The 22,981-nt window shown below is 38.6% G+C and carries 20 protein-coding genes; 7 read left to right on the forward strand and 13 right to left on the reverse strand.

Features of this window, described 5'->3' with window-relative positions; genetic code table 11:
• Positions 1–7 precede the first annotated feature (7 nt).
• Positions 8–1,075: a ferredoxin reductase gene (locus tag ACINWC141_RS17475; protein WP_034679057.1), complete on the reverse strand. Its 1,068-nt coding sequence runs from the start codon at positions 1,073–1,075 to the stop codon at positions 8–10.
• Positions 1,076–1,214: 139 nt separating this feature from the next.
• Between ACINWC141_RS17475 and fabR the strand changes: the two genes are divergently transcribed.
• Positions 1,215–1,910 (forward strand): HTH-type transcriptional repressor FabR, encoded by a 696-nt coding sequence (fabR, locus tag ACINWC141_RS17480; protein ID WP_009393459.1) that lies wholly within the window; start codon positions 1,215–1,217, stop codon positions 1,908–1,910.
• Between the two features lie 166 nt (positions 1,911–2,076).
• Positions 2,077–3,093 carry an AI-2E family transporter gene (locus tag ACINWC141_RS17485; RefSeq protein WP_009393722.1) on the forward strand — a complete coding sequence of 339 codons (1,017 nt, stop codon included), beginning with the start codon at positions 2,077–2,079 and terminating at the stop codon, positions 3,091–3,093.
• Positions 3,094–3,150: 57 nt separating this feature from the next.
• Here the strand turns inward: ACINWC141_RS17485 and rapA are convergent, their stop codons facing one another.
• The 6 genes from rapA to ACINWC141_RS17515 form a co-directional block, all read right to left on the reverse strand.
• A complete protein-coding gene (gene rapA / locus ACINWC141_RS17490; RefSeq protein ID WP_034679059.1) occupies positions 3,151–5,988 on the reverse strand; it encodes an RNA polymerase-associated protein RapA in 2,838 nt (945 codons plus the stop codon).
• A gap of 144 nt (positions 5,989–6,132) precedes the next feature.
• Positions 6,133–6,771, reverse strand: a complete 639-nt coding sequence (locus tag ACINWC141_RS17495) for an RluA family pseudouridine synthase (RefSeq protein ID WP_009393487.1) — start codon at positions 6,769–6,771, stop codon at positions 6,133–6,135.
• Between the two features lie 132 nt (positions 6,772–6,903).
• Positions 6,904–7,608 carry a phosphopantetheine attachment domain protein gene (locus ACINWC141_RS17500; RefSeq protein WP_009393554.1) on the reverse strand — a complete coding sequence of 235 codons (705 nt, stop codon included), beginning with the start codon at positions 7,606–7,608 and terminating at the stop codon, positions 6,904–6,906.
• 63 nt (positions 7,609–7,671) lie between these two features.
• Positions 7,672–8,970 carry a glutamate-1-semialdehyde 2,1-aminomutase gene (hemL, locus tag ACINWC141_RS17505; RefSeq protein ID WP_009393469.1) on the reverse strand — a complete coding sequence of 433 codons (1,299 nt, stop codon included), beginning with the start codon at positions 8,968–8,970 and terminating at the stop codon, positions 7,672–7,674.
• Positions 8,971–9,012: 42 nt separating this feature from the next.
• On the reverse strand, positions 9,013–9,624 hold the full coding sequence (gene thiE, locus ACINWC141_RS17510; protein WP_009393527.1) for a thiamine phosphate synthase: 612 nt from the start codon (positions 9,622–9,624) through the stop codon (positions 9,013–9,015).
• Positions 9,625–9,740: 116 nt separating this feature from the next.
• A complete protein-coding gene (locus tag ACINWC141_RS17515; protein ID WP_052018277.1) occupies positions 9,741–10,124 on the reverse strand; it encodes an Mpo1-like protein in 384 nt (127 codons plus the stop codon).
• 165 nt (positions 10,125–10,289) lie between these two features.
• Here ACINWC141_RS17515 and ACINWC141_RS20585 point away from each other — a divergent pair, with 165 nt between their 5' ends.
• The gene (locus tag ACINWC141_RS20585; RefSeq protein ID WP_009393644.1) at positions 10,290–11,753 is read left to right on the forward strand and encodes a CYTH and CHAD domain-containing protein; all 1,464 of its coding nucleotides are present in this window, start codon (positions 10,290–10,292) and stop codon (positions 11,751–11,753) included.
• 35 nt (positions 11,754–11,788) lie between these two features.
• On the opposite strand, the gene ACINWC141_RS17525 is transcribed toward ACINWC141_RS20585, so the two are convergent.
• Positions 11,789–12,421, reverse strand: coding sequence for a hypothetical protein (locus ACINWC141_RS17525; protein WP_009393435.1), 633 nt, complete (start codon positions 12,419–12,421; stop codon positions 11,789–11,791).
• A gap of 107 nt (positions 12,422–12,528) precedes the next feature.
• On the opposite strand from ACINWC141_RS17525, the gene ACINWC141_RS17530 reads away from it, so the two are divergent.
• Positions 12,529–12,912, forward strand: a complete 384-nt coding sequence (locus ACINWC141_RS17530) for a DUF3144 domain-containing protein (RefSeq protein ID WP_004790823.1) — start codon at positions 12,529–12,531, stop codon at positions 12,910–12,912.
• 61 nt (positions 12,913–12,973) lie between these two features.
• Here ACINWC141_RS17530 and ACINWC141_RS17535 read toward each other — a convergent pair whose 3' ends face one another.
• From ACINWC141_RS17535 to ACINWC141_RS17550, 4 genes are all read right to left on the reverse strand, one after another.
• Positions 12,974–15,736: a M16 family metallopeptidase gene (locus tag ACINWC141_RS17535; RefSeq protein WP_009393457.1), complete on the reverse strand. Its 2,763-nt coding sequence runs from the start codon at positions 15,734–15,736 to the stop codon at positions 12,974–12,976.
• Positions 15,737–15,858: 122 nt separating this feature from the next.
• Positions 15,859–16,674, reverse strand: coding sequence for a PhzF family phenazine biosynthesis protein (locus tag ACINWC141_RS17540; protein WP_009393675.1), 816 nt, complete (start codon positions 16,672–16,674; stop codon positions 15,859–15,861).
• Positions 16,675–16,820: 146 nt separating this feature from the next.
• On the reverse strand, positions 16,821–18,212 hold the full coding sequence (locus tag ACINWC141_RS17545; protein WP_009393531.1) for an L-cystine transporter: 1,392 nt from the start codon (positions 18,210–18,212) through the stop codon (positions 16,821–16,823).
• A 208-nt stretch (positions 18,213–18,420) separates the two neighbouring features.
• Positions 18,421–19,302 carry a LysR family transcriptional regulator gene (locus ACINWC141_RS17550; RefSeq protein ID WP_009393714.1) on the reverse strand — a complete coding sequence of 294 codons (882 nt, stop codon included), beginning with the start codon at positions 19,300–19,302 and terminating at the stop codon, positions 18,421–18,423.
• A gap of 48 nt (positions 19,303–19,350) precedes the next feature.
• Between ACINWC141_RS17550 and ACINWC141_RS17555 the strand changes: the two genes are divergently transcribed.
• Positions 19,351–20,577, forward strand: a complete 1,227-nt coding sequence (locus ACINWC141_RS17555) for a YbfB/YjiJ family MFS transporter (protein WP_009393686.1) — start codon at positions 19,351–19,353, stop codon at positions 20,575–20,577.
• Positions 20,574–20,699, forward strand: a complete 126-nt coding sequence (locus ACINWC141_RS19915) for a hypothetical protein (RefSeq protein WP_009393577.1) — start codon at positions 20,574–20,576, stop codon at positions 20,697–20,699. Before ACINWC141_RS17555 ends, ACINWC141_RS19915 begins: the two co-directional genes overlap by 4 nt.
• A gap of 39 nt (positions 20,700–20,738) precedes the next feature.
• Here the strand turns inward: ACINWC141_RS19915 and icd are convergent, their stop codons facing one another.
• Entirely contained in the window at positions 20,739–21,995 is a 1,257-nt protein-coding gene (gene icd, locus ACINWC141_RS17560; protein WP_009393694.1) for an NADP-dependent isocitrate dehydrogenase, read from the reverse strand.
• Between the two features lie 196 nt (positions 21,996–22,191).
• Between icd and ACINWC141_RS17565 the strand changes: the two genes are divergently transcribed.
• On the forward strand, positions 22,192–22,980 hold the full coding sequence (locus ACINWC141_RS17565; RefSeq protein WP_034679063.1) for an rRNA large subunit pseudouridine synthase E: 789 nt from the start codon (positions 22,192–22,194) through the stop codon (positions 22,978–22,980).
• Position 22,981: the final 1 nt, after the last annotated feature.

Below are 22,981 nucleotides of genomic sequence, written 5' to 3' on the forward strand. Positions count from 1 at the left end.
TTCTCTCTTAAAGATCAATAACTAGATCAGATTGTGCTGAGTTCACACAAATTTTGAGTAATTGGTTTGGTTCGGTATTTTCACTACCATTGAGTAAGTTACGTGTAGACCCTTGAGCTTTACTACAAACGCACTTATTACAAATTCCCATACGACAGCCATGTGTTGGCTTAAGGCCTTCATGTTCCAGACTTACCAAAATTGATTGGCCTTTTGGAATTGCAATGATCTTATTAGACTGGGTTAATGTGACATTTACATAACCCACTTCAGCCGTACTGTCCTGAGTTAAACTAAAAGCTTCTGTTAATACAGTCGGTGCTTTTTCAAAAAGCTGTTCCACTGTTGAAACGAAGCCAGAAGGCCCACACGCATATACAGTGCTATTTTCCAAATCATCTATTAATGCTAAATGCTCTGCATTTAAACGTTCATCATTTGGTGTTTCTTGTGTGTAGAAAACCTGATAACTAAAATTTGGGAATTGCTGTGCAACTTTTTCAAAGTATTCGATAAAAGCTGCATCTGAGCGTTGCTTTACCCAATATAAAAGCTGTACTTGAACTTTATCTAACTGCTGGCTTTGTTTAATCGCAGTGATTAAGCTCAACATTGGTGTAATACCACTACCCGCAGCCAGCATAATTAATTTCGGTGTTTCAATATTTTGTTGCATGTCACCATAAGGCTGACCAAGCTCAAAAATATCGCCAATTTGGCTTTCAGTCATAAACCAATTGCTGACGATACCATCTTCCACTTTTTTAATCGTTAAACGTAAATGTTGTTCATCAATTTGCGTCAAGCTATAAGTACGTTCATAGCGACGACCAGCAATTTCAACAATGACAGGATGATGCTGACCAGCAACACCCATTTTCACTAAGCGGTTACATTTTAATGTAAGGCTTACCATGTCATGAGCGACAAATTCTTTTTTTACAATTTGAACAAGCCCATGTTTTACAGACCATAAAGGATTAACTTTTTGTAGCCAGAAATTAGCCATTTCTTTATCAAAGATGGCTTGTGTCAATGAATTGAATAGAGAATTTCTCTTTTCGATTACTTGCATAGCTGGGGCTCTGTCGCTCTTTTTTAATTATTATACACATGTATATATATTTGTATATACACCCGTACTTTTAATTACAATTTCACAAGTTCAGCTTCTAAGGCTATAATCTTGTGAGTTTACAAATATATTGAACAGCATGACCCAATCTTCACTTTCTCAGAACCTGAATGACACACCTCTACAACAAGATGTCATTGAAATTAAAACAGCTACGCGTTCTGTGGGAAGAAAAGCGACAATTACTAAAGAAGAACTTTTTCAGGCTGCTCTAAATCTGATTGGCCCACAAAAGAGTATTGCTTCACTAAGTTTACGTGAAGTAGCACGAGAAGCTGGCATTGCGCCAAATAGTTTCTATCGGCATTTTAAAGATATTGATGAATTAGCAATTTCTTTAATTGACCGTGCAGGTATTGTTTTACGTAAAATTATCCGGCAGGCTCGCCTCCGTGCTTCTTTGCAAGAAAGTATTATTCGTAGTTCTGTCGATATTTTTCTTCAGCAATTAGATGCCGATGAAGGTAATTTAAGTTTATTACTACGTGAAGGTTTTACAGGCTCTACTTCTTATAAAGCTGCTGTTGATCGTCAATTAAACTTCTTCCAACAAGAACTGCAAGAAGATTTAATTCGTCTGGAGCGCCTAAATAACAATCATTTATATCATCCTGAACTCGTTGCAAAAGCAATTACGCAACTTGTATTTCACATGGGTGCCAAAGTGATTGATCTTCCAATTCATCAACGTGCGGAAGTTGCTGAGCAAACCATGATTATGATTCGAATGATTTTAGAGGGAGCTCGTCATTTGGATGAAGCAAAAATTCGTTAAAATCATCTAATGAATGGCTTGTTGATGAACAGGCCATTTTTTCCTCTAACTCCTCTATTTCCCAATAAAAATATAATTCACCAATTGAAGCGAATAGCTTGCGAGAGTATAAATAATTATTCCATTTGCTCTTTCTTCTATATTCCCAACGATCTCAGGGATCAACATGCAAAATTTGAATAATCGTCAAAGTCTGATTGCAAGCTACATTCTTATGGGCATCTTTTTGCTTTCGGTTATCCCATTACATCTATTAGCAAGTTTTTTTGCAGGTTTTCTTATTTATGAAATTATTATTAGTTTAAGCTCGGTTGTAGAGCGCTATATTGATGGTCAAAGAGCTCGTATTTTTATTAGTATTTTATTAAGTATTATTACCATTTCCCTGATTGGTTTTTTCATTACGAGTCTGATTAGCTTTGTTGTATATGACCTAAAAGGCGTCGGATTACATAGTATTAATGCCAAAGTCGATCAAACTCTATTGCATTTACAAGCTGAAATTGGCAAATATCTTCCGGGTTATATTCCCGATAGCGTGACGGAATTAAAAGACGAAATTTTCGCGTTTATGAAAGATAACGTGACCATATTAAAAAATACCAGTTCCGATATCTTACATAACTTCGTGACGATGGTTATGGGACTTATTATCGGTATTTTGGTGGCTATACATGGTTTTCATCACCGTAGTCCCCAACCTGTTTTTAAGTCTCTTCTGATTCAACGTATTCAAAAATTATCAATTTCATTTAAAAACGTTGTTTTTGCACAAATCAAAATTTCAGCTATTAATACGCTGCTCTTTATTTTATTTGCCTTTATTTTATTACCGCTTTGGGGAGTCCACCTTCCTTTTGCTAAAACTCTCACTATCTTGACCTTTATGTTTGGACTGATTCCAATTTTAGGTAATCTTATTTCTAATACTTTAACGTTTATTGCCGCTCTTACTGTTTCTCTGGGACTCGCAGGGGTAGCATTACTTTATCTCGTTTTGGTTCATAAACTCGAATATTTCATTAACGCTAAAATTATTGGACATAAAATCAATGCAAATGCATGGGAGATTTTATTAGCGATGCTGGTATTTGAGTCAATTTTTGGCTTAGGCGGTTTAATTGCAGCTCCAATTTTCTATGCATATTTAAAATTAGAACTTAAAGATGCTGGTCTCATCTAATTGAAAATCGATCTATAAAAAAAGCGCCCTCTAGGCGCTTTTTTTATTTTGAGTTAATTATGGCTTAACCACAACCAACACCTGAATCGCTTCTGGTGTAACAGTTAAACCATCAAGCAAGCTCAAGCCTTCTTTTTGCAGCTTTTGTAAACGATCAATTTCATCTTGACGGATACTTGGGTTGAACTGTTTTAGATAAGTTAAACGGTCAATTTCATATTGCCATTTATTGCCATAATGTTCTTTCGCTTGCTGCTGAAGCTGTGGCAAATCCACTTTCGCGATATCCAAAGCTTGTTTATAACGTTGCTCAATAATATCACGGCGAGCTTTAACCACCTGACGACAGCTATTGCCATCTAGGTGATGCAAATATGGTTTCAAAATTGTTGGATCAATTTTTTCAGACAAATCTTGACCATTTTCGCTTAATAACACGCGAATTAACTGCTTAGGCAAGCTCGATGGTAGATTCAACGCCTTAGGCGCAACTACATCGACTTTAAACCACACTTCAATTAATACTGAGCCCTGCTTTAACGCATTAGATTTGAGTACAGCAACATTAGTACTACCAAATGATTGCGTACGGATCATTTCCATCACACTTTCAATAAATGGATGCTCTAAAGTTAAATATTGGGCATCTTCACGAAGCTGAGCCTGATCACGATAGAACGTTGCTGTCATACCTTCTTCGTCTAGCGCCAAGCCTTGCACTTGCATTTGGTCTGTTGGACGAATAATCACAGTACCGTTACTTTGCTCATCAAAGTCGATATTGGTTGACGACATAAAACGCTTCACAAACATTGGTAGCGTTGTATTGTCATCATAATCTTCTAAAGCCTGAACAATCTTTTGTGCCACAACTGGACGACAAGAGTTATATTCAAGTAAACGGTCTCGGCCTGCTTGAAGTTCAGCTTCTAAAGCTTGACGTTGAACATTCACTTCTTCAAGCAAATCTTCAAATGTTTGGCCTTGGTCTGCAAGCAAACAGTCTTTTAATTCAACAATAAAGTTTTCTTGCAACGTTTGCGCTGTCGGCGAAATATTGCTGAAAATATTAAGTGCTTCATTGTACCAACGGAACATACGTTCTTGAGCTGTTCCAACAAGATATGGCACATGAATCTGAATACGGTTTTCTTGACCAATACGGTCTAGACGTCCGATACGTTGCTCTAAAACATCTGGGTTCGCAGGTAGATCAAATAAAATTAGATCACTGGCGAATTGGAAATTACGGCCTTCTGAACCAATTTCCGAACACAGTAGAATCTGTGCACCATAACTTTCTTCAGCAAAATAAGCAGCCGCTTGGTCACGTTCAAGTAAGCTCATTCCTTCATGGAACATTGCAGTACGGATACCTGCATGCAAACGCAATACATTTTCTAGAGCTTCAACAACAGGTCCACTACGCGCAATTAAAAGCACTTTTTTATGCTTGAGATCTTTGCGCAGAACTTCCATTACCCATAGTACACGTGGGTCATTTTGCATCCATGAACCATCAAGTTGTGCTTCTTCAGGCCACATCTGCTCACGCAGTTTTCCATCTTTTGACCAATCTTCTGGCGCTGGTAATGGGGCTGGCTGACAATCACGTCCTGGGAAGCCTTGAATTGCTTCACGCGTATTACGGAATAAAATACGACCTGTACCGTGACGGTCTAATAATTCGTGAATTGCTCTAAAACGCTGGTCAGGTTGGTCTTCAATAGTGTGACCTAACAAGCCTTCTAAAGCAGATAAATGCTCAGGCGTTAAAGGCTGATCAGACATGAGCACTTCAGCAATTTTTGCTGTCTGCTGGTATTGAGTTTCTTCATCTAAGAAGCGCTCTAAACTACTAAAACGCTGTGGATCAAGTAAACGTAAACGTGCGAAATGGCTTTCCACACCTAATTGTTCAGGTGTTGCAGTGAGTAATAAAACCCCTGCTGTATTTTCAGCTAATTCTTCAATTAAATCGTAGCGATCATTACCGCCTTCTTCTTCGCTCCACATCAAATGATGTGCTTCATCGACCACGAGCAAATCAAAACCAGCTTCTATGGCTTGCTCACGCAAATCATCATGGTCAACCATTAAGTCAACGCTGGCAATAATGCATTGCTCAGTCAAGAACGGGTTAAGTTCCGGATCATGTTCTTTAATAGATGCGGTACGTGTCAAATCAAACAGAGAAAATTGCAAATTAAAACGACGGCGCATTTCAATCATCCACTGATACTGTAAAGAATCAGGGACTAAAATAAGAATTCGTTCTGAGCGACCGGTTTTAAGCTGTTGGTGGATAATTAAACCAGCTTCAATTGTTTTACCCAAGCCCACTTCATCGGCAAGTAAAACACGAGGTGCAAAACGTTTACCAACTTCGTGTGCGATATAAAGCTGATGTGGAATTAAACCAACACGCGCTCCAACCATCCCACGTAGAGGACTATTCTGCATTTGTGCTTGCATAAGCATCGCTTCAATACGCAGGTCATACCACTCTTTATAGTCAACCTGACTTGCAAGCAAACGATCTAAAGGTTTCGACAACTGAATTTGCGCACCGATACGTGTTTCATTTAGCGCTTTACGATCTTGTTCACCATTTTCTAAGGTACGAACAACGTTGTAACGCAAAACACCATGTCGGTCTTCAACCGACTCAACAATCCACTTCTTACCTTCTTGATCTTGAACTTCATCATTTGTGTTAAAGATGATACGAGATAGTGGCGCATTATTACGTGCATATACACGTGTCTCATCACTTTTGGGGAATAAAATGCTGACAGATCTTTCATCTACATCAATAAGCACACCTAAACCGAGCTCAGTTTCTGTGTCTGATAGCCAACGTTGACCAATAGCATACTGCTGCAATTTTTCCACCTTTCTCTCAAGTTCGCACTACATATTGTACGATGCAAATTAGCTTATTTTTGCATCTTTTTATGTAGTCTTTAAAGCAAAATTTTGAAGCAAAAACCAATTAAATGACTTTGCTACAAAAAATCACGCATTAAAATTTTTACATTAAAACGGTACAGGACAGTCAAAAGTTAATGTTTCTGCTGTGACAGGATGATTAAAACTTAACTGTTTGGCATGCAAACATAAACGCGGAACAAGTTGTTGCTCCGGTGTTGCATACAGCGTGTCACCTACAATTGGATGTCCCAGATATTGCATGTGTACACGGAGTTGATGGGAACGACCCGTAATTGGTGTTAATTTCACACGAGTTACAGGCTGTCCCTGAATCTGAAAATGTTCTAGTACCTGCCAATGAGTTAAAGCAGGCTTGTTGTGAGAAGCGTCGACAATATGTAAAGGAGGTCGGCTTGGATCATAGATAACAGGAATATCTACAGTCCCCTCACCCTCTAAATGACCTGCGACAAGCGCTTCATATATTTTTGAAGTCTGACGATCTTGAAATTGACGAGCAATCGCACTTTGACCGCGCTTGGATAAACCAAATACCAAAATACCTGAAGTGTCTCGATCTAGACGGTGAATGAGCAAAGTTTTAGGCTCAATCGCAACCAACCTTGTCAAAACGCTATCATGTAAATCACCCTTACCAGGAACACTCAAGATGTCCGAAGGTTTATGAATCACCATAAAATCATCATCACGATAGATCAGATGTTCACTTAGAAAATCACTCAAAGTTGTATTCCCAAGGCAAGATGAAAAACAAGCGGGCAATAATAAAAAGCTTACGTCCGAATTACAATGCCGTTCGGGTAAATTAACAGCATAATTTGCAAATATTATGGATCATTTGCAGACTATAGTTAGTCAAGGCTTCAATAACTGCATAATATGCTGCAATGTCGGTGCTTGCATTACCTCTTCAGCGTTCAAGCTCGCACCATTCGCACGCCACAGTTCGATCAGATAATCCACAGCAGACTGATCTAAACCGTAGTTTCGTAAATCAATTTCAGGATGAATCTCCATGGGGTGTCGCCCCACCTGTTCAGCAATTGCCAATAAGATTCCTTTATCCGACAAAATATATTCAGACGGCGCACTTAAAGACCATAGGCGCATTAAGGTCTGTGTACTTAAATGTTTTATATGGTCAAAACTGATCTTTTCAACCCATTGGATATGTTGCTCTAGATTAGCCGCCAAGATCGCATCATTTACAATAGCTACATAATCAGTAATAGATAAAACAAGCTGCATGACTTGTTTAAACAGAGGTGACAAATCACCTACCATCACAACTTGGGCTTTAGCATTTGACGACAGTCGCTGCCCCAACTGCAACATGGTTTGCTGAAGCTGAGATGCATCAATAAAAATAACTGGAATTTCGAGGGCCTGTGCTCTTTTACTTAGCAATTCTAAATGATCGGCTAATGGCTGGTGCACCCAGTCAGGTGATTTCTCAAGTTCATTTAGCCCAACCATGAGCAAAATACTTTGCGTAGACTCAATCGGCCAATTTGAAGTATTTGCTGCTAATTGGATTTTTCGAGGTAAGGGATAAAACATTGTTCTCTACAGATATAAAAATAGCTCAAATTAAAAAGCCCGTTTAACACGGGCTTTTTTTGCTTACTTCATTTCAGCGAAAGTTTCTTTGGCAGCCTGAATTGTAAACGCAATATCTTCATCAGAGTGAGCAGATGAAATAAAGCCTGCTTCAAATGCTGAAGGTGCCAAGTTTACCCCACGTTTTAACATGCCATGGAAGAACTTTTTGAAAGCTTCAATATCACACGCCAACATAGAGTCAAAACTTGTAATATCTTCTTGGTCGGTAAAGTATAGACCAAACATTGCACCCGCTTGTTGAGTTTTAAAAGGAATACCTGCTTCATCAGCTGCGGCTTGTAAACCTGCAAGTAACTTTTCAAGTTGAGCAGATAAATTGCTGTAAAAATCTGGTTGACGCAAATGTTTAAACATCTCGATACCCGCACGCATAGCAAGTGGGTTTCCAGACAATGTACCTGCTTGGTATACGCCGCCTAAAGGCGCGATACATTCCATGATTTCACGTTTACCACCAAATGCACCAACTGGTAAGCCCGCACCAATAATTTTGCCTAAAGTTGTTAAATCTGGCTTAACGTTATAAACCGATTGAGCACCACCTAAAGCAACACGGAAACCTGTCATCACTTCATCAATAATAAATACAGATTTATATTCATCACACACATCACGAATGGCTTGTAAGAAACCGTCGATTGGTTTCACCATATTCATGTTACCCGCAACAGGTTCAATAATAACGCCCGCAATCTCATGACCAAATTTAGCAAAGCATTCTTTTAATGCTGCAATATCGTTGTAAGGTAACGTTAAAGTGTGTTTAGCAAAATCAATAGGAACACCTTTTGAAGTCGGTTCACCTTCACCTAAAGTGAGTAAGCCCGAACCTGCTTTTACTAAAAGTGAGTCTGAATGCCCGTGGTAACAACCTTCAAACTTCACAATCTTGTCACGGCCAGTGTAACCACGCGCTAAACGAATAGCCGTCATAGTCGCTTCTGTACCAGAGTTCGTCATACGTACCAATTCAATTGATGGCATGATTTCACAAATAATATCTGCCAGCGTTGTTTCGTGTACGGTTGGTGCACCAAAACTTAAACCATCTTCTGCGGCTGTTTGCACTGCTTTAATAATTTCTGGATGAGCATGACCCAAAATCATTGGTCCCCAAGAACCAACATAGTCAACATAACGCTTACCATCTACATCCCATAAATAAGCACCTTTTGCTTTCTCGATGAAAACAGGTGTTCCTCCAACGCCATTAAAGGCACGTACCGGAGAGTTCACACCACCTGGAATGTGTTTGCTGGCTTGTTTAAATAACTGTTCTTGCTTTGGAGATAAACTCATGGAAATGCTCGTCTTAAATATCTAAAAAATAATTTTGAAAGCTTAAGAAAATAATTGTGCCCACGCTTGTACACGGGCAGGAATTTCAGCAGTTGATCGGCCTAATATATCACTAATGACTGCACACAGGTCAGCCCCAGCCTCAATCACAGGCTTTGAGTTTTCAACCGTTAAACCACCAATCGCACAAATTGGTAAATCATATTGGGCTGCTGCTTGCTTAATCACATCGATACCCACATTACCTGCTTCAGGTTTTGTAGAGGTCGCGTAGACTGCACCAAATGCAATATAAGTCGCGCCATCTGTAATTGCTTTTTGTGCAAGCTCTAAAGAATTTAGGCAAGTACGACCGATAATAACACCTTCCGGTAATTGCGATTTTGCATCGGTAATTTCGCCATCACTTTGCCCTAAATGCACACCTAATCCAAACTGAGCGGCCAGTTTTAGGTCATCATTAATCACAAAAGGAACCTGATATTTTTCACATAAAAGTTTGATTTGTTCGACTTCAGCAGGCTGGTCGGCTTTGTCTATTTTCTTACGGCGGTACTGCAAAATTGCGACCTGTTTGGTAGCGAGCGCGGCATCTAGTTTTTCTAATAATAATTGGATTGGGTCATCGTTGGTAATGAGATATAAACCGCGCATACTCTACTCTCGTTTTAAAAAACTTCGCTAGTATAACGGATTTATAGAACATCATAAGTACCGATTGATATAGGCTTACCAGTACCAATCGGTATATTAAAATTAGAAAGTAAATATTAGCTCAGAATTTTGTCGTGCTTACGGTCAACCAAACTCAAACGACCACGTGCAACATCAGACAACATTCGCCAATCAGAAATAAAGCTATAGAAAGGTTGTTTAAAACTGGCAGGCTTATTTTTTTCAAACACAAAATGTCCAACCCATGCATTTGCATAACCCGCTACCAAACCATAGAGCACATATTTGGCTTGTTTTTTACGAATGGCTTTAGAAAAAAAGTATAGACCAATGCTACTGCCCACCACATGTAAGCGTCTGCTCATGATGTTACGGTGTTCAGTTAAATAAAAATGATAAAATTCCTGATAGTTTTTAATCGGCAATTCAAACTCTGGCTGAGCTTCATGGTTAAAATTCACTGGTGCATTCACGATCATCTTCCTGATTTTTATTTGATCAAAACATCACCTGATTGTACACCTAAATAAAAGTGTAGCGTCATATGTTTGATTGTAACTTTCTCTATCAAAACCATTATTTTTAGCACTAAGCTATTATACTTATTCAAGATAGTTTAAATACCTGATTCAGGGAGATATATTATGGTCGAAGTCGAGCTAAAGTTTCAGTTACCTGAATCGAAGAAAAAAACTGTCCAGCAATACTTAAAAAAACATAAAGCAAAGAATATTCACTTACAGGCAAAGTATTACGATACCCCTGATCGTTTACTTGCAAAAAATGGCATGGCCCTACGTCTACGTAAAGAAGATGATCAATGGGTACAAACATTTAAAGCCGCAGGGCAAAGCCACCTACACCGTGTTGAAGAAGAAATTCATTTAGGTGTGTGTGACCAAGAGCCCAACTTAAACCTTGAGCTATATCAAGATAATAAAGTCATAACTGATTTAATTAATACAGCTCTAGGTAAAGAAGCCGAAAAGTTAAGTTTGCAATTTGAGACGGATGTACAACGTACTTATCATGTATTTGAAGCAGACAATACAGCTATTGAAGTTTGCCTTGATGACGGTGTCGTAAAAACAGCAGATGCACAAAGTGTAATTTGCGAAGTTGAGTTTGAACTCAAGCAAGGCGCAGTGAAAACGCTCATTCAGTTTGCACAGCAATGGATTAATCGTTATGCCCTTTGGCTTGATGTAAGAAGTAAAGCCGAGCGTGGTAATTTATTAGCACTGGGGCAAGCAGCCTCACCTGCTGTTCATGCTAAAGCGCTGACATTAAATAAAGATATTACTGCTGAACAGGCCCTCAAAAAGATTGTTGAAAACTGTTTAGGACAATTTTTACCAAATATGGCTGCAATTGCCGATGGTGTTGCCGAAGCTGAACATATTCATCAGGCGCGTGTGAGTTTGCGCCGTTTACGTAGTGCACTTAAGCATTTTTCTGGCTGGTCAAGCGAGTTAAATCCCCTTTGGGAAGAACAAATTGCCGAGCTTTTTCGCCAGCTTGGCGACACTCGTGATGAAGATGCTATTCGTACTGAAGTGTTACCTACTATTCAAAAACATGGCTCACCTGAGCTTTTACTGCCAGTTTCAGCACAGCCCACAAAGGAACTCTCAACACTCTTTACTTCTGCGGACACGATTAAGCTATTACTCGATTTATTAGCATTTGCGTATTCAGAAGAAGATTCAAAGAACAAAACAGGTGGCTTAAAAAAACATATTAAAAAGAGTTTAGATAAGCTACATCATAAAGTGATCAGTAATGCTGAACATTTCTCTGAACTTGAAGTTGCTGAACAGCACAAAATACGAAAGCAAGCTAAACAGTTACGTTATTGTGTTGAGTTTATTTCAAGTCTTTATCCCGACAAGAAAGTACAGCAATATTTAAAACAGCTACAACCAGTACAAAATACCTTAGGTCACTATAACGACTTATTTATTGCAGAAGGTATTTTCAATAAAGTTGTCGAAAATGACTCGTCTTTCTGGTTTGCTCTAGGCTGGGTAAAAGCAAAACAGCCTCACCTACAAAAGCGCTCGGCAAAAGCTTTACAAACTTTTAGTCAGGCTGAAACTTTCTGGTAATTTATAAAAAGTCGCTGCGTGTTTACAGCGACTTTTTATCGATACTTACCAAATACTTTCCATACACCGTTATCTGCTAACGGATCACTATAGCTATCACTACGTTGCTTTCTTGGCTTATCGCGAGCATCGACCAATTTAAAATGTGGCTCAACTCCTAACACAATACCATTGGTGTAAAACCGTGAACGTGTATATTCGCTTTGCCCATGCTGGAATACATAGGTTCTTAAGTCGATGAACTCACGATGAGCAACCAAAGCCGCAGTATCATCGCTCTGCAACCATTCTTGCATCGTAAAAATCTGGTCTGTTTCGAACTGTCCGCATTTTTCAATAAGACTCGCAACACCACGGAAAGTTTTAGATTCTTTTGCGCGTGTTTTATTAATCCGAATTCGGTCTACATGAAAAAAGAATAGCGGTAAATTTAAATGGCTTGGCAAATGAATCGCATCTGGTAATTCATCTTCCATAAATGGCTGAAAAAGTTCTTGTGCCCTTTCAATTAGCCCCTGCCATTGCTGGTAATAATTTTCGACTTCTTCTTGCAACCCATAATAAATTGGCAGCCCTTCAACATGTTCTAAATATTGAGGGGGGAAAATATGCTGGCGTAATAAAGCAATGTCTGTTTTTAAACTTTGAATCGCAATTGCATCTTGCATATTAGTCTCTCCTACCAATACTTAGGCTATTTACAGACTAAGTCAAAGGTTTTGTTTCCGCAAGCGTTTGCCTATAATAAGCAGCTCTATTTTTGCGGGAATAAGTCATGTCTCAAAAGATTAATGCAACAGATATTACTGAAGAAGAAGCATTAAATGCTGTTTTCTTTGAGCGTGCGGATGAATTCATTAAACAAGCCAATGATTTTTGTCGCCCGCCAAAAGGTGAAAAGCCTGATCCAGCCGAGCTGCGTGGTCAAGTAAGTGCCGCAATGTTGTTTGCGAGTGCGCGTTTTAACACATGGGTAGCAGCAAATAATTTTAAAGATGGCGAAGAAATGCGCGCTGCTAAAGATCAAGTCATGTCTTATCTTGTGCAACAATTTCAAATGATGCTTGAAGATAACTTTGATGAATATTGTGAACAGTTCGAAAATTATTTACGTTTCCGTAAAAATGAAGATTTTCACGCGCATAAACATGATCATTAAGATGATTTAAATAGCCAAATAAAAAGCCACAATTTAGTGGCTTTTTATTTAAAAGAAGACTTTATTTTTTTGCTGCCTGACCATATTGATCAGCCATAACTTCAACTAAATGTTCAAGTTTAATATACTTTTTAATGACTTTATTTACGTCTGCAACAGTCAGTTTAGTCAGCTCTAGATCATGTCGAATTCGATCTTGTAATGTTTTATCAGACTCGAGCTGAAGATTTAACATACCATGAATATTACGTTCATCTTCTAATGCCGTAACTCGTTTCTTCATGATATCTGCTTTAGCAGCTTCAAGCTCTTGCTCAGTCACACCTTTTTTCAACAAGTCATTTAATACTTTGTGTATTGAAGCAGAAACTTGCGCTGAACGACCCGAAGTATAATTTGCGCTAATGCTTAAGGCTCCAACATTCGTATCACGATCAAGCTGTAACCCACTTCCAAAACCATACACTAATGCATTTTTCTCACGAAGCTCTTGAGCCAAACGTGATGAAATTTGAGACTCACCTAAAATATAGTTGAGTAAAATTAAAGCAGATGCATCAGGATGATTTTTCCCGACTGGTAGAGCGAGCACACTTTGGTAGCTACCAAATTCACGCTGCTCAGATAAAACATGCACTTGCTGAGCCGGAAAATCTACATGATCAATCAAGATTTTTTGATAAGGCTGCTTCCCATTCCAACGTCCAAACTCCTGATTAAGTAATTTCTGCATTTTTTTCGCATCAAATTTACCCGTAATGGCAATTTGAGCGTGGTTCATTGCAAAGAAACGCTCATACAACTCTTTCACTTGCTCTTGAGTTGCATTCTTCAATTGCTGTTTTGCCAGTTCAGGTTCAAAGTGATAGCGCAAATCACCCGGTTGATATTCTTCAAGCAAACGTGAAAGTGTTAAGCCTGCTACTACATCTGGCTCGGTATAAGGACGATCTAGACTTGATAAACTCTGTGATTTAATTAAATCAAATTGAGATTGCTCAAATTTCGGATTTTTCATCACATCAAGAACAAACTTAAAAAACTCATCAAATTTTTCTGATTTAGACTGAATGTTAATGGTCATGCCATTGCCATCGGCACTTGCATAGGCCGCACCACCTGCATCAATCGATTTATCAGCAATATCTTGCAAACTGTATTTATCAGAACCACGTAGTAATAAATATGAGGTTAAATCGACGACCGTACCTTTATTAAATAAAGATTTTTCTGTCCCGAAATCCATTGTAATCGTTGCATAAGTGCGATCATCACGTGTTTCGACTGGGAATAAAGCGTACTTCATTCCATTTTTCAGTTTTCCACGAATAATCTTTTTCTCATTACTTTCTACATATTGTTTTGAAGCTTTTAAAAACTCTGTCACTTCTTGTTGATAAGCTTTCGGGTCTTTTAAAGGCTCTGCCTTTGCTTCTACCTGATCGAGAGTTTTAGGTGCCTCTTTTGAATTTTGCTGTTGAGCTTTTTTCTGGTCTTCAGGTGTTGGTAAAATATCACCATCAATACGATGATCAGCAACAAGGAACTGTTTTAAAGTTTGATTTACTTGATCTAACTTAACATTTGCTACTGAATCTAAATCTTTAAAATATTGATCCCATTGCCCACCAGCGACAGTGTAATCACTCAAACGTGACCCAAGTGCTACTGCATCTTTAGTGATTAAATCGCCTTGTGTTTTCATTAAACTCTTAACACGATTTAACTCAACTTCAGTGAAAGGCTTCCCTTTCTCAATACCTGCAAGCAAAGAACTCTCAACTTTTTTAGGGTCATTACTTGGCGCATAAATGGCACCCAGAAATACCACATTAAAATCTTGATCTAACCAAGTACTCGCCTCAACATTGGTGGTAATACCTGTTTCAACCATGTTCTGATATAAATGACCACTTGGTTGCATGGTATATAACAAAGGAGCTAACGCGAGTGTCGGCTGAATTTTGGTATTTTTACCATTCATATAGATATGGAATTTAGCGAGATCACTCCCCTTTTTCACCACAAACTGACGATCTTTTATTTTTGTAGAGTCAAGCACAGGAATCTGTACAGTCTTCGGGACTTCTCTTGCCGCAATTGGACTAAAATATTGATCAATTGTTTTTAAAACATCTGTTTTATCAAACTTACCTGAAATCACCATGACTGCATTATTGGGTGCATACCAGCTACGATAAAAGCGGTCTAGCTCAGCCATTTTAATCGATTTAAGCTCAGGTAAATCCCCAATCGGTAAACGACCTAAATATTGATTACCATAAGCCGATTTCCACATTTGATCCATCAAGACAGCAAATGGCTGATCCATACGGACTTCGCGTTCACGTTTTACGATTTCAATTTCTGAAGGAACAAACTTTTCTTGTAAAACTAATTTATCCATACGTTCCGATTCAAGATACAGCACTTGATCTAGTGCAGTCTTTTCTGGACGAACGATATTGGTATATTTGGTCGAATAATAATCTGTGCTGGCGTTCGTCATTAACGTATATTGATCTAAACGACGCTGGAATTCTTCCCCTTTAACGTTCTTGGTGCCCTTAAAAGCCAAGTGCTCAAGCAAATGAGCTAAGCCACTTTTGCCTTGGGGGTCATTTAATGAACCTGTTAAATAAATGGTATTAATAAAGATTTTATTTTCTTTGTCATTCGGTGCAAGTACAACCCGAAAGCCATTATCTAATTTATATTCCTCAATATTTTGCTTACTTTTTACTAATGTAGTTTGTGCCCAAGACGCAGCACTTAAACCAAGAATACACAGGGAGAGAGTCAGTTGTTTAAACTGCATAAACATATAAATACCAATTAATTTGAATAATAAAAAATCAATAGTTGTGGGGCTATAGTAGGAAATTTAAGCTGACTTTCATAGTAAAGTTTTGAAAAAAAAGCCGTTTATTTAAACGGCCTTATATTTTAAGGAAAAATTTCAGCTTGCATATAAAGTTTCCCATAACCTGAAATTTCAATACGATCTTCAGACAGGATATTGCAATATAAAACCCCACCGCGGCTAGAAGCCTGATAAGCCATAATATTATTTTTGCCCAGCTTTTCTGCCCATAACGGCGCTATAGCAGTATGGATTGAGCCTGTAACAGGGTCTTCATCAATACCAGCGACAGGAGCAAAATAACGAGAAATGCAGTCATATTGCAGGTCGGCTTTTGAAGTTATTGCCACGTCCATACCTGTAGTTGTAATTGCAGTCCGTTTACCTAAATTTTTGAGTAAGTTCATGTCAGGTTGTTCATCTAATACATCTTGAACTGACTCATATTCAACAATGTAAGCTTGAACATTTTGATAAACGGCTTTAAAGGGCTTAGTTAATGCCTCACGTAAAACAGCCGGATAATCTTCGACTTGATGAGCTTTACGAATCGGAAAATCCATTCTGATTTTGCCATCATCATCTTGATGAACGATAAAAAGACCTAAGTTTCGTACATGAAAATTAATCGTCTTCTTGTCAGTAAAATCTTTAAATATTACAAAAGCGCTAGCCAGTGTGGCATGCCCACAAAAATCGACTTCAACCGTTGGCGTAAACCAACGAATTTCATAATTTTCAGCATCTATAATTTTTACAAAGGCAGTTTCAGATAAGTTATTTTCAAGTGCTATCTTCTGCATTAGCTCTTCATTTAGCCATTCTTTTTCAACAACGATAGCAGCGGGATTGCCACGAAATAACTCTTTTGTAAAAGCATCGACTTGATACATTTTCATGATATTTAACTCTTATAATTTAGCTCATTTTCTTCAATTTTTTTAAATATAAACAGACATAGATTTTAAAAAATTAGCATCACAGTCATCATTCACTCGTAAAAAAACGACCCAATCAAATTGATTGGATCGTCTCTTACAGTGTATTAGTGATGTGTTAATTCAATTTCATCTTCACTGTTTAATATGTCTTTATCTGTCTGGCCCATCAATTGACTGGTCACAACACCAGCAGTCATCGAACCATTTACGTTTAACGCAGTACGGCCCATATCAATGAGTGGTTCGATTGAAATAAGAAGTGCAACTAAAGTCACAGGTAAGCCCATAGCGGGAAGAACAATCAGCGCAGCGAAAGTCGCACCACCACCTACTCCGGCAACACCAATTGAACTTAAGGTCACAATACCCACTAACGATGCAATCCACATTGGGTCTAATGTGTTAATTCCCATGGTTGGCGCAACCATAACTGCTAGCATTGCTGGATATAAACCCGCACAACCATTTTGACCAATGGTCGCACCAAAAGAAGCAGAGAAACTTGCAATAGATTCAGGAATACCTAAACGGCGAGTTTGCGCTTCAATACTCAGTGGAATACTGGCAGCGCTTGAACGGCTGGTAAATGCAAAAGTCAGAACAGGAGCAACTTTTTTAAAGAACTTAAGTGGAGAAACACCTGTCAGGGTCAAAATAATGGCATGCACAACAAACATGATGGCTAAACCTAAATAAGATGCCACCAAGAAGCCGCCTAAGTTTAAGATATCTGCGACATTCGAACTTGCCACAACTTTGGTCATAAGCGCAAAAACACCGTAGGGTGTTAATGTCATAACGAGACGAAGCAACTTCATGACCCAAGACTGTAAAGTCTGGATTGCGGTTAAAATACGCTGACCTTTTTCTTCATCATCTTTCATTAGGTTGAGCGCTGCTATCCCTAAAAAGACAGCAAAAATAACCACACTAATAATTGAAGTTGGGTTGGCACCAGTTAATTCAGCAAATGGATTACTTGGAATAAAGGAAAGAATAAACTGCGGTACACTTAAATCGGTAACTTTACCCACATAATCTGTATTAATGGCAGTTAAGCGTGCAGTTTCAGCAGCGCCTTGCACCAAACCTTTCGCCGTTAAGCCAAACAGGTTAGTAACAAATACCCCTACCAATGCAGCAATGAGCGTTGTAAAGAGTAAAGTGCCGATCGTATAAAAACTGATTTTGCCTAATGACGATGCTTGGTGTAGTTTTGCAACCGCTCCCAAAATAGACACAAATACCAAAGGCATAACAACCATTTGTAAAAGTTTTACATAGCCGTTTCCAACGATATTAAACCAGCTAATAGATTCAGCAAGAATCGGATGGCCACCGCCATAAATCAAATGTAGTCCTAAACCAAACACCACACCGAGAATTAAGCCAGCCAGAACTTTTTTCGATAAGCTCCAATCTGTTTTACGTGTTTGGGCGAGTAAAAATATTAACCCGACGAAAACCACAATATTGATGATTAAGGGTATATTCATTCCCAAACTCCAAATTATTGCTTGTGTCATCTTTCAAGGGGGCATATTTGACCATAGCCGGCCTATATAAACTACCCTTTTCCACAATTTTATAGCATCAAGATGATTACAAACTTGCGTGAGAATATAAAATGACTTTTAAATACATATATATCACTTTTAATTTATAAATTACGTAGGATATTTATGTATAAAAATCAACCTCTACCTAAGCAACCTTTAATTCAAATTGTTGCTCAATAAAATAAATAAACTGCTTTAAATTGCTTCCCCAGGTTTCTGGTGACTGGGCAACTAAATATGTAGTGAAATAAGCAGATTCAGTATTTAGATCAAAACAATTGACTGACACTTTATCTGCAACTTTTGTGAGATATGACTTCGGTAATAAAGCAAAACCCACTCCCAGCTCTACACAGCTCACGATTCCATCCAGACTTCCCATTTCCATAATTTGCGAGGGTGGAATACTAAAGTCATTCAAGAAAAGCTCTATGGCATGTCGATATGAGCAACCTTGTCGAAAGGCAATAAATCTAGTTTTTGCAAGGGTTGCCATGTCTGGAAAGCTTTCTTGTTGCTTAGGACAAACCAGAACCAGCTCTTCATGCCACACAGGAAAACTATATAACTCAGGAATAGAATGTTTAGATGCCATAAAAGCACAGTCTAATTCACCCTGATGTACTGCATTTAATAAATAACGCGTCGGATGAGTTTGGAGCTCAATGGGTAAAGTAGGATATTGCTGCATACATTGATTGAGTAACTGTGGCAAACGTATTGCGGCAGTTGTCTCCATGCTTCCAAGGCGAATTATTTCAGTAGGATCAACTCCACCTTCTTGAAAGATCTTCTTAGCTTTATTGTGTAGTGCAATCATTTGAACAGCATAACTATGTAGCTGTTGTCCGGCATTCGTTAAAGTCACAGGATTATTACGATTGAATAAAATCACCCCTAACTCTTCTTCAAGTTTTTTTATATGACTCGTAATGTTCGATTGAACCGTATACATTTTTTGCGCAGCTAATGAAAAACTTCCACTCTCTGCCACTGCTAAAAAAAACTCTAGAGACTTAAGCAACATACTACTATCTCAAAACAAGATAACTACAATCATATTAAATCATTTTTAATGATGAAGAAACTCGCTTTTAATAATAAAAAAATTGAGCGTCTTCTCATGTCTACGTTTTATCGAATGAGCTTACTTGTCTTTTTGGCAACTTGTTTGGGAATTGGTGTTTTTAGATTTTCCTATACTGCGCTTATGCCCATCATGATCGAGCAATACCATTGGACCCATGATTTTGCCAGTTACTTAGGCAGTGCAAATTTATTGGGATATCTCATAGGTGCTTTATTGGCGTTATTGAGTATTAAAGAAAAGTACATTCCATTCATGATCGTACTCTCAACTATTGCGGGTAGCGTCAGCCTACTAGGCTGTTCATTCATGGATATGCCTCTGGCATGGTTTATTTTCTGGCGTACGATTTCAGGTATTGCTGGAGGCTTACTTATGATTTTAGCCCCTAGCTTTGCGATGAAATACATTCCAGCCAATCAAAGATTAAAAGTTAATTTTTTAGGATTTAGCGGGATTGGTGTGGGCGTTTTATCTGCCACTATTATTATTCCCCTACTTAAAAATATGCCTGTGCAGTATGTTTGGGATATTTTTGCTAGTCTTTCTCTATTAGGAAGCTTAACTCTTTATCAATTATTAAGCACTAATAAGGCTCAGATGATTAAGCCGCATTCTACAACGCTGCAAGTCTCCCAAAAATCACGTTTAGGCCTTGTCATTATTATTGCCTATATGTGTAGTGCCTTTGCCTATATTCCACATTCTTTGTTCTGGATGGATTATTTATCTGGGACTCTGCATTTTCCATTACAGCAAAGGAATTTATTTTGGGTTCTCTATGGAGTGGGAAGCTGCATTGGTGCATTTGTCGCTTATTGCTTAAGCCGAATAGTGGGATATATACAGGCGATTAAATGGTTATATGGCATTTACTGCCTAGCCGTTGTTTTACCTTTCCTTTCACAGACCACTTCTTTACTCGCCCTATCTTCTTTTCTGACCGGCTTACTGACCCCCGCAACGGTGTTTATTAGCTCTTATAGCTTGCTACAGATTTATGAACAGCGTTATCAAAAGCTCTGGAGTCTTGCCACGATTGGGTTTGCTAGCACTCAGCTTTTAGGTGGCGTAGTCATTAGTACTTTGCATCATTTGCATTGGTCTTATGCCCACCTCTTTCTTTTGGGTGGAATCGTTCTTCTCTTTGCAATTTGCCTTTTACTACCTGTACGCCCTTCTTTCACCTCAACTCTCGGAGAAACCGAATCATGAAAACTCTGCTCTTTCCTTTATTTCTAGTTGCTTTCGTTCTCGTTATTCAGGCCCTAGATCAGAGTTATCAAAAGAAAATCGGTCTTATTAAAACTCCGAAACATCCCGAATTTATGCAATAAAAAAAGCCCTCAACTGAGGGCTTGCTTATACAAGATTTTTCAATCTTCCATATGTTTTATAATCGCACCACCAAATTCAGAGCAACGTAACAAGGTTGCACCTGGCATTAAACGCTCAAAATCGTAAGTTACGGTTTTAGCGGCAATCGCTCCTGAAATCCCTTTAATGATCAGATCAGCAGCTTCTGTCCAACCCATATCACGTAGCATCATTTCCGCAGAAAGAATGATAGAACCCGGGTTTACTTTATCCTGACCCGCATATTTAGGTGCAGTACCATGCGTCGCTTCATAAACTGAAATTGCACCACCAATATTTGCACCCGGTGCAATACCAATGCCGCCTACTTCTGCCGCTAAAGCATCGGAAATGTAGTCACCATTTAAGTTAAGCGTTGCAATAACAGAGTAATCGGCGGGACGCATTAAAATTTGCTGTAAAAACGCATCTGCAATCACATCTTTAATGATGATGTCTTTACCAGTTCTCGGATTTTTAATTTTAACCCATGGGCCACCATCAATCAGCTCACCGCCAAAACGATCTAGAGCCAGCTCATAACCCCACTCTTTAAATGCCCCTTCGGTGTATTTCATGATATTGCCCTTGTGAACAAGGGTCACAGAAGGCTTGTCATTTTCAATTGCAAACTGAATGGCTTTACGCACTAAACGCTGAGAACCTTCTTTCGATACAGGTTTAATTCCAATGCCACATCCCTCAGGGAAACGGATTTTCGTCACACCCATTTCTTCTTGAAGAAATCTAATTACTTTTTTAGCTTCTTCAGAATCGGCCTTCCATTCAATCCCTGCATAAATATCTTCCGAGTTCTCACGGAAAATCACCATGTCAGTTAATTCTGGGTGTTGAACTGGAGAAGGAACACCTTCAAACCAACGCACTGGACGTACGCATACATACAAATCTAACTCTTGGCGTAAGGCAACGTTGAGTGAACGAATACCACCACCTACGGGGGTGGTTAAAGGACCTTTAATGGATACAACAAACTCACGAAGCGCTTCAAAAGTTTCTTCTGGCATATAGCTGCCATAAATTTTATTTGCTTTTTCACCGCAATACACTTCCATCCATTCGATCGAACGTTTGCCACCGTAAGCTTTTAAAATAGCAGCATCTACGACTGCTTTCATGGTTGGTGTAATATCCACACCAATACCATCACCCTCAATGAAAGGAATAATTGGATGATTTGGTACGTTCAGTGACAGGTCTGCATTTACTGTAATTTTGTCGCCATCTGCAGGAACCACAATCTTCTGATAACCCATTGTGTGTTTTCTCCCTTTTATAATATTTAATTAACTAAAAATAATTATCGATACACAATACTTTCAACGCTTCTTAACGCATAATAGCTTAATTGAATTTAATCATTTTTGGGATTTATATGAGAAATAATAAAATTTCTCACTTAAATAAACCTCAATGTTTTCTCTAGTTATTTGAAAGAAGAAGCCATTTTTTATGAAAATTGTCATTCTCAACAAACCATATGACGTTCTCTCCCAGTTTCGTAAAGACGAAGCGCATATGACCGTCTCTGACTTTGTTGATGACCCGACTTTGCGTTTGGCAGGCCGTCTTGATATGGACTCTGAGGGTTTAGTTTTTTTAACCGATCATGGTGGTCTGAATCAGTTCATTACCAACCCTGCGAATAAAAAATACAAAACCTATTTAGTTCAAGTTGATGGCGATGTAACTGAAGAAGCGCTTGAGCAGCTTCGTAAAGGTGTAGAACTTAATGATGGTATGACGCTTCCTGCCACAGCCATTAAAGTAAGTGAGCCAGAATGGTTATGGGAACGTAACCCACCTGTACGTTTTCGTGCAAATATTCCAACATCTTGGATCGAAATTTCAATTTGCGAAGGCCGCAACCGTCAAGTTCGTCGTATGACTTCTGCGGTTGGTTTTCCAACTTTACGTTTAATTCGTACTAAAATTGGTTCAATTGATCTAGTTCAACTCGGCTTAAAACCAGGCGATGTTAAAGAAATTGAACCTTTGCTTTACCCTGACTTTAAAGATGTTCCAGCTGAAGAACCTTATCGTTCACGTTCATATGTGAAAAAACCAGGTGGTACTGGCGGTAAACCAATGGTTCGTAAGAATAAAGATGGTTCTGCGAAAAAGTCTGGTACAAAACGTATTTGGCAGATGGATGAAAGTGAGAAGCCGCGTCGTAAGACCAACGGTACAACTCGTCCAAATGCTAAAGCCCCACGTGGTCGTGGACGCAATGCTCGATAAG

It is taken from the genome of Acinetobacter sp. WC-141 (assembly GCF_000313935.1).
Lineage (GTDB): Bacteria > Pseudomonadota > Gammaproteobacteria > Pseudomonadales > Moraxellaceae > Acinetobacter.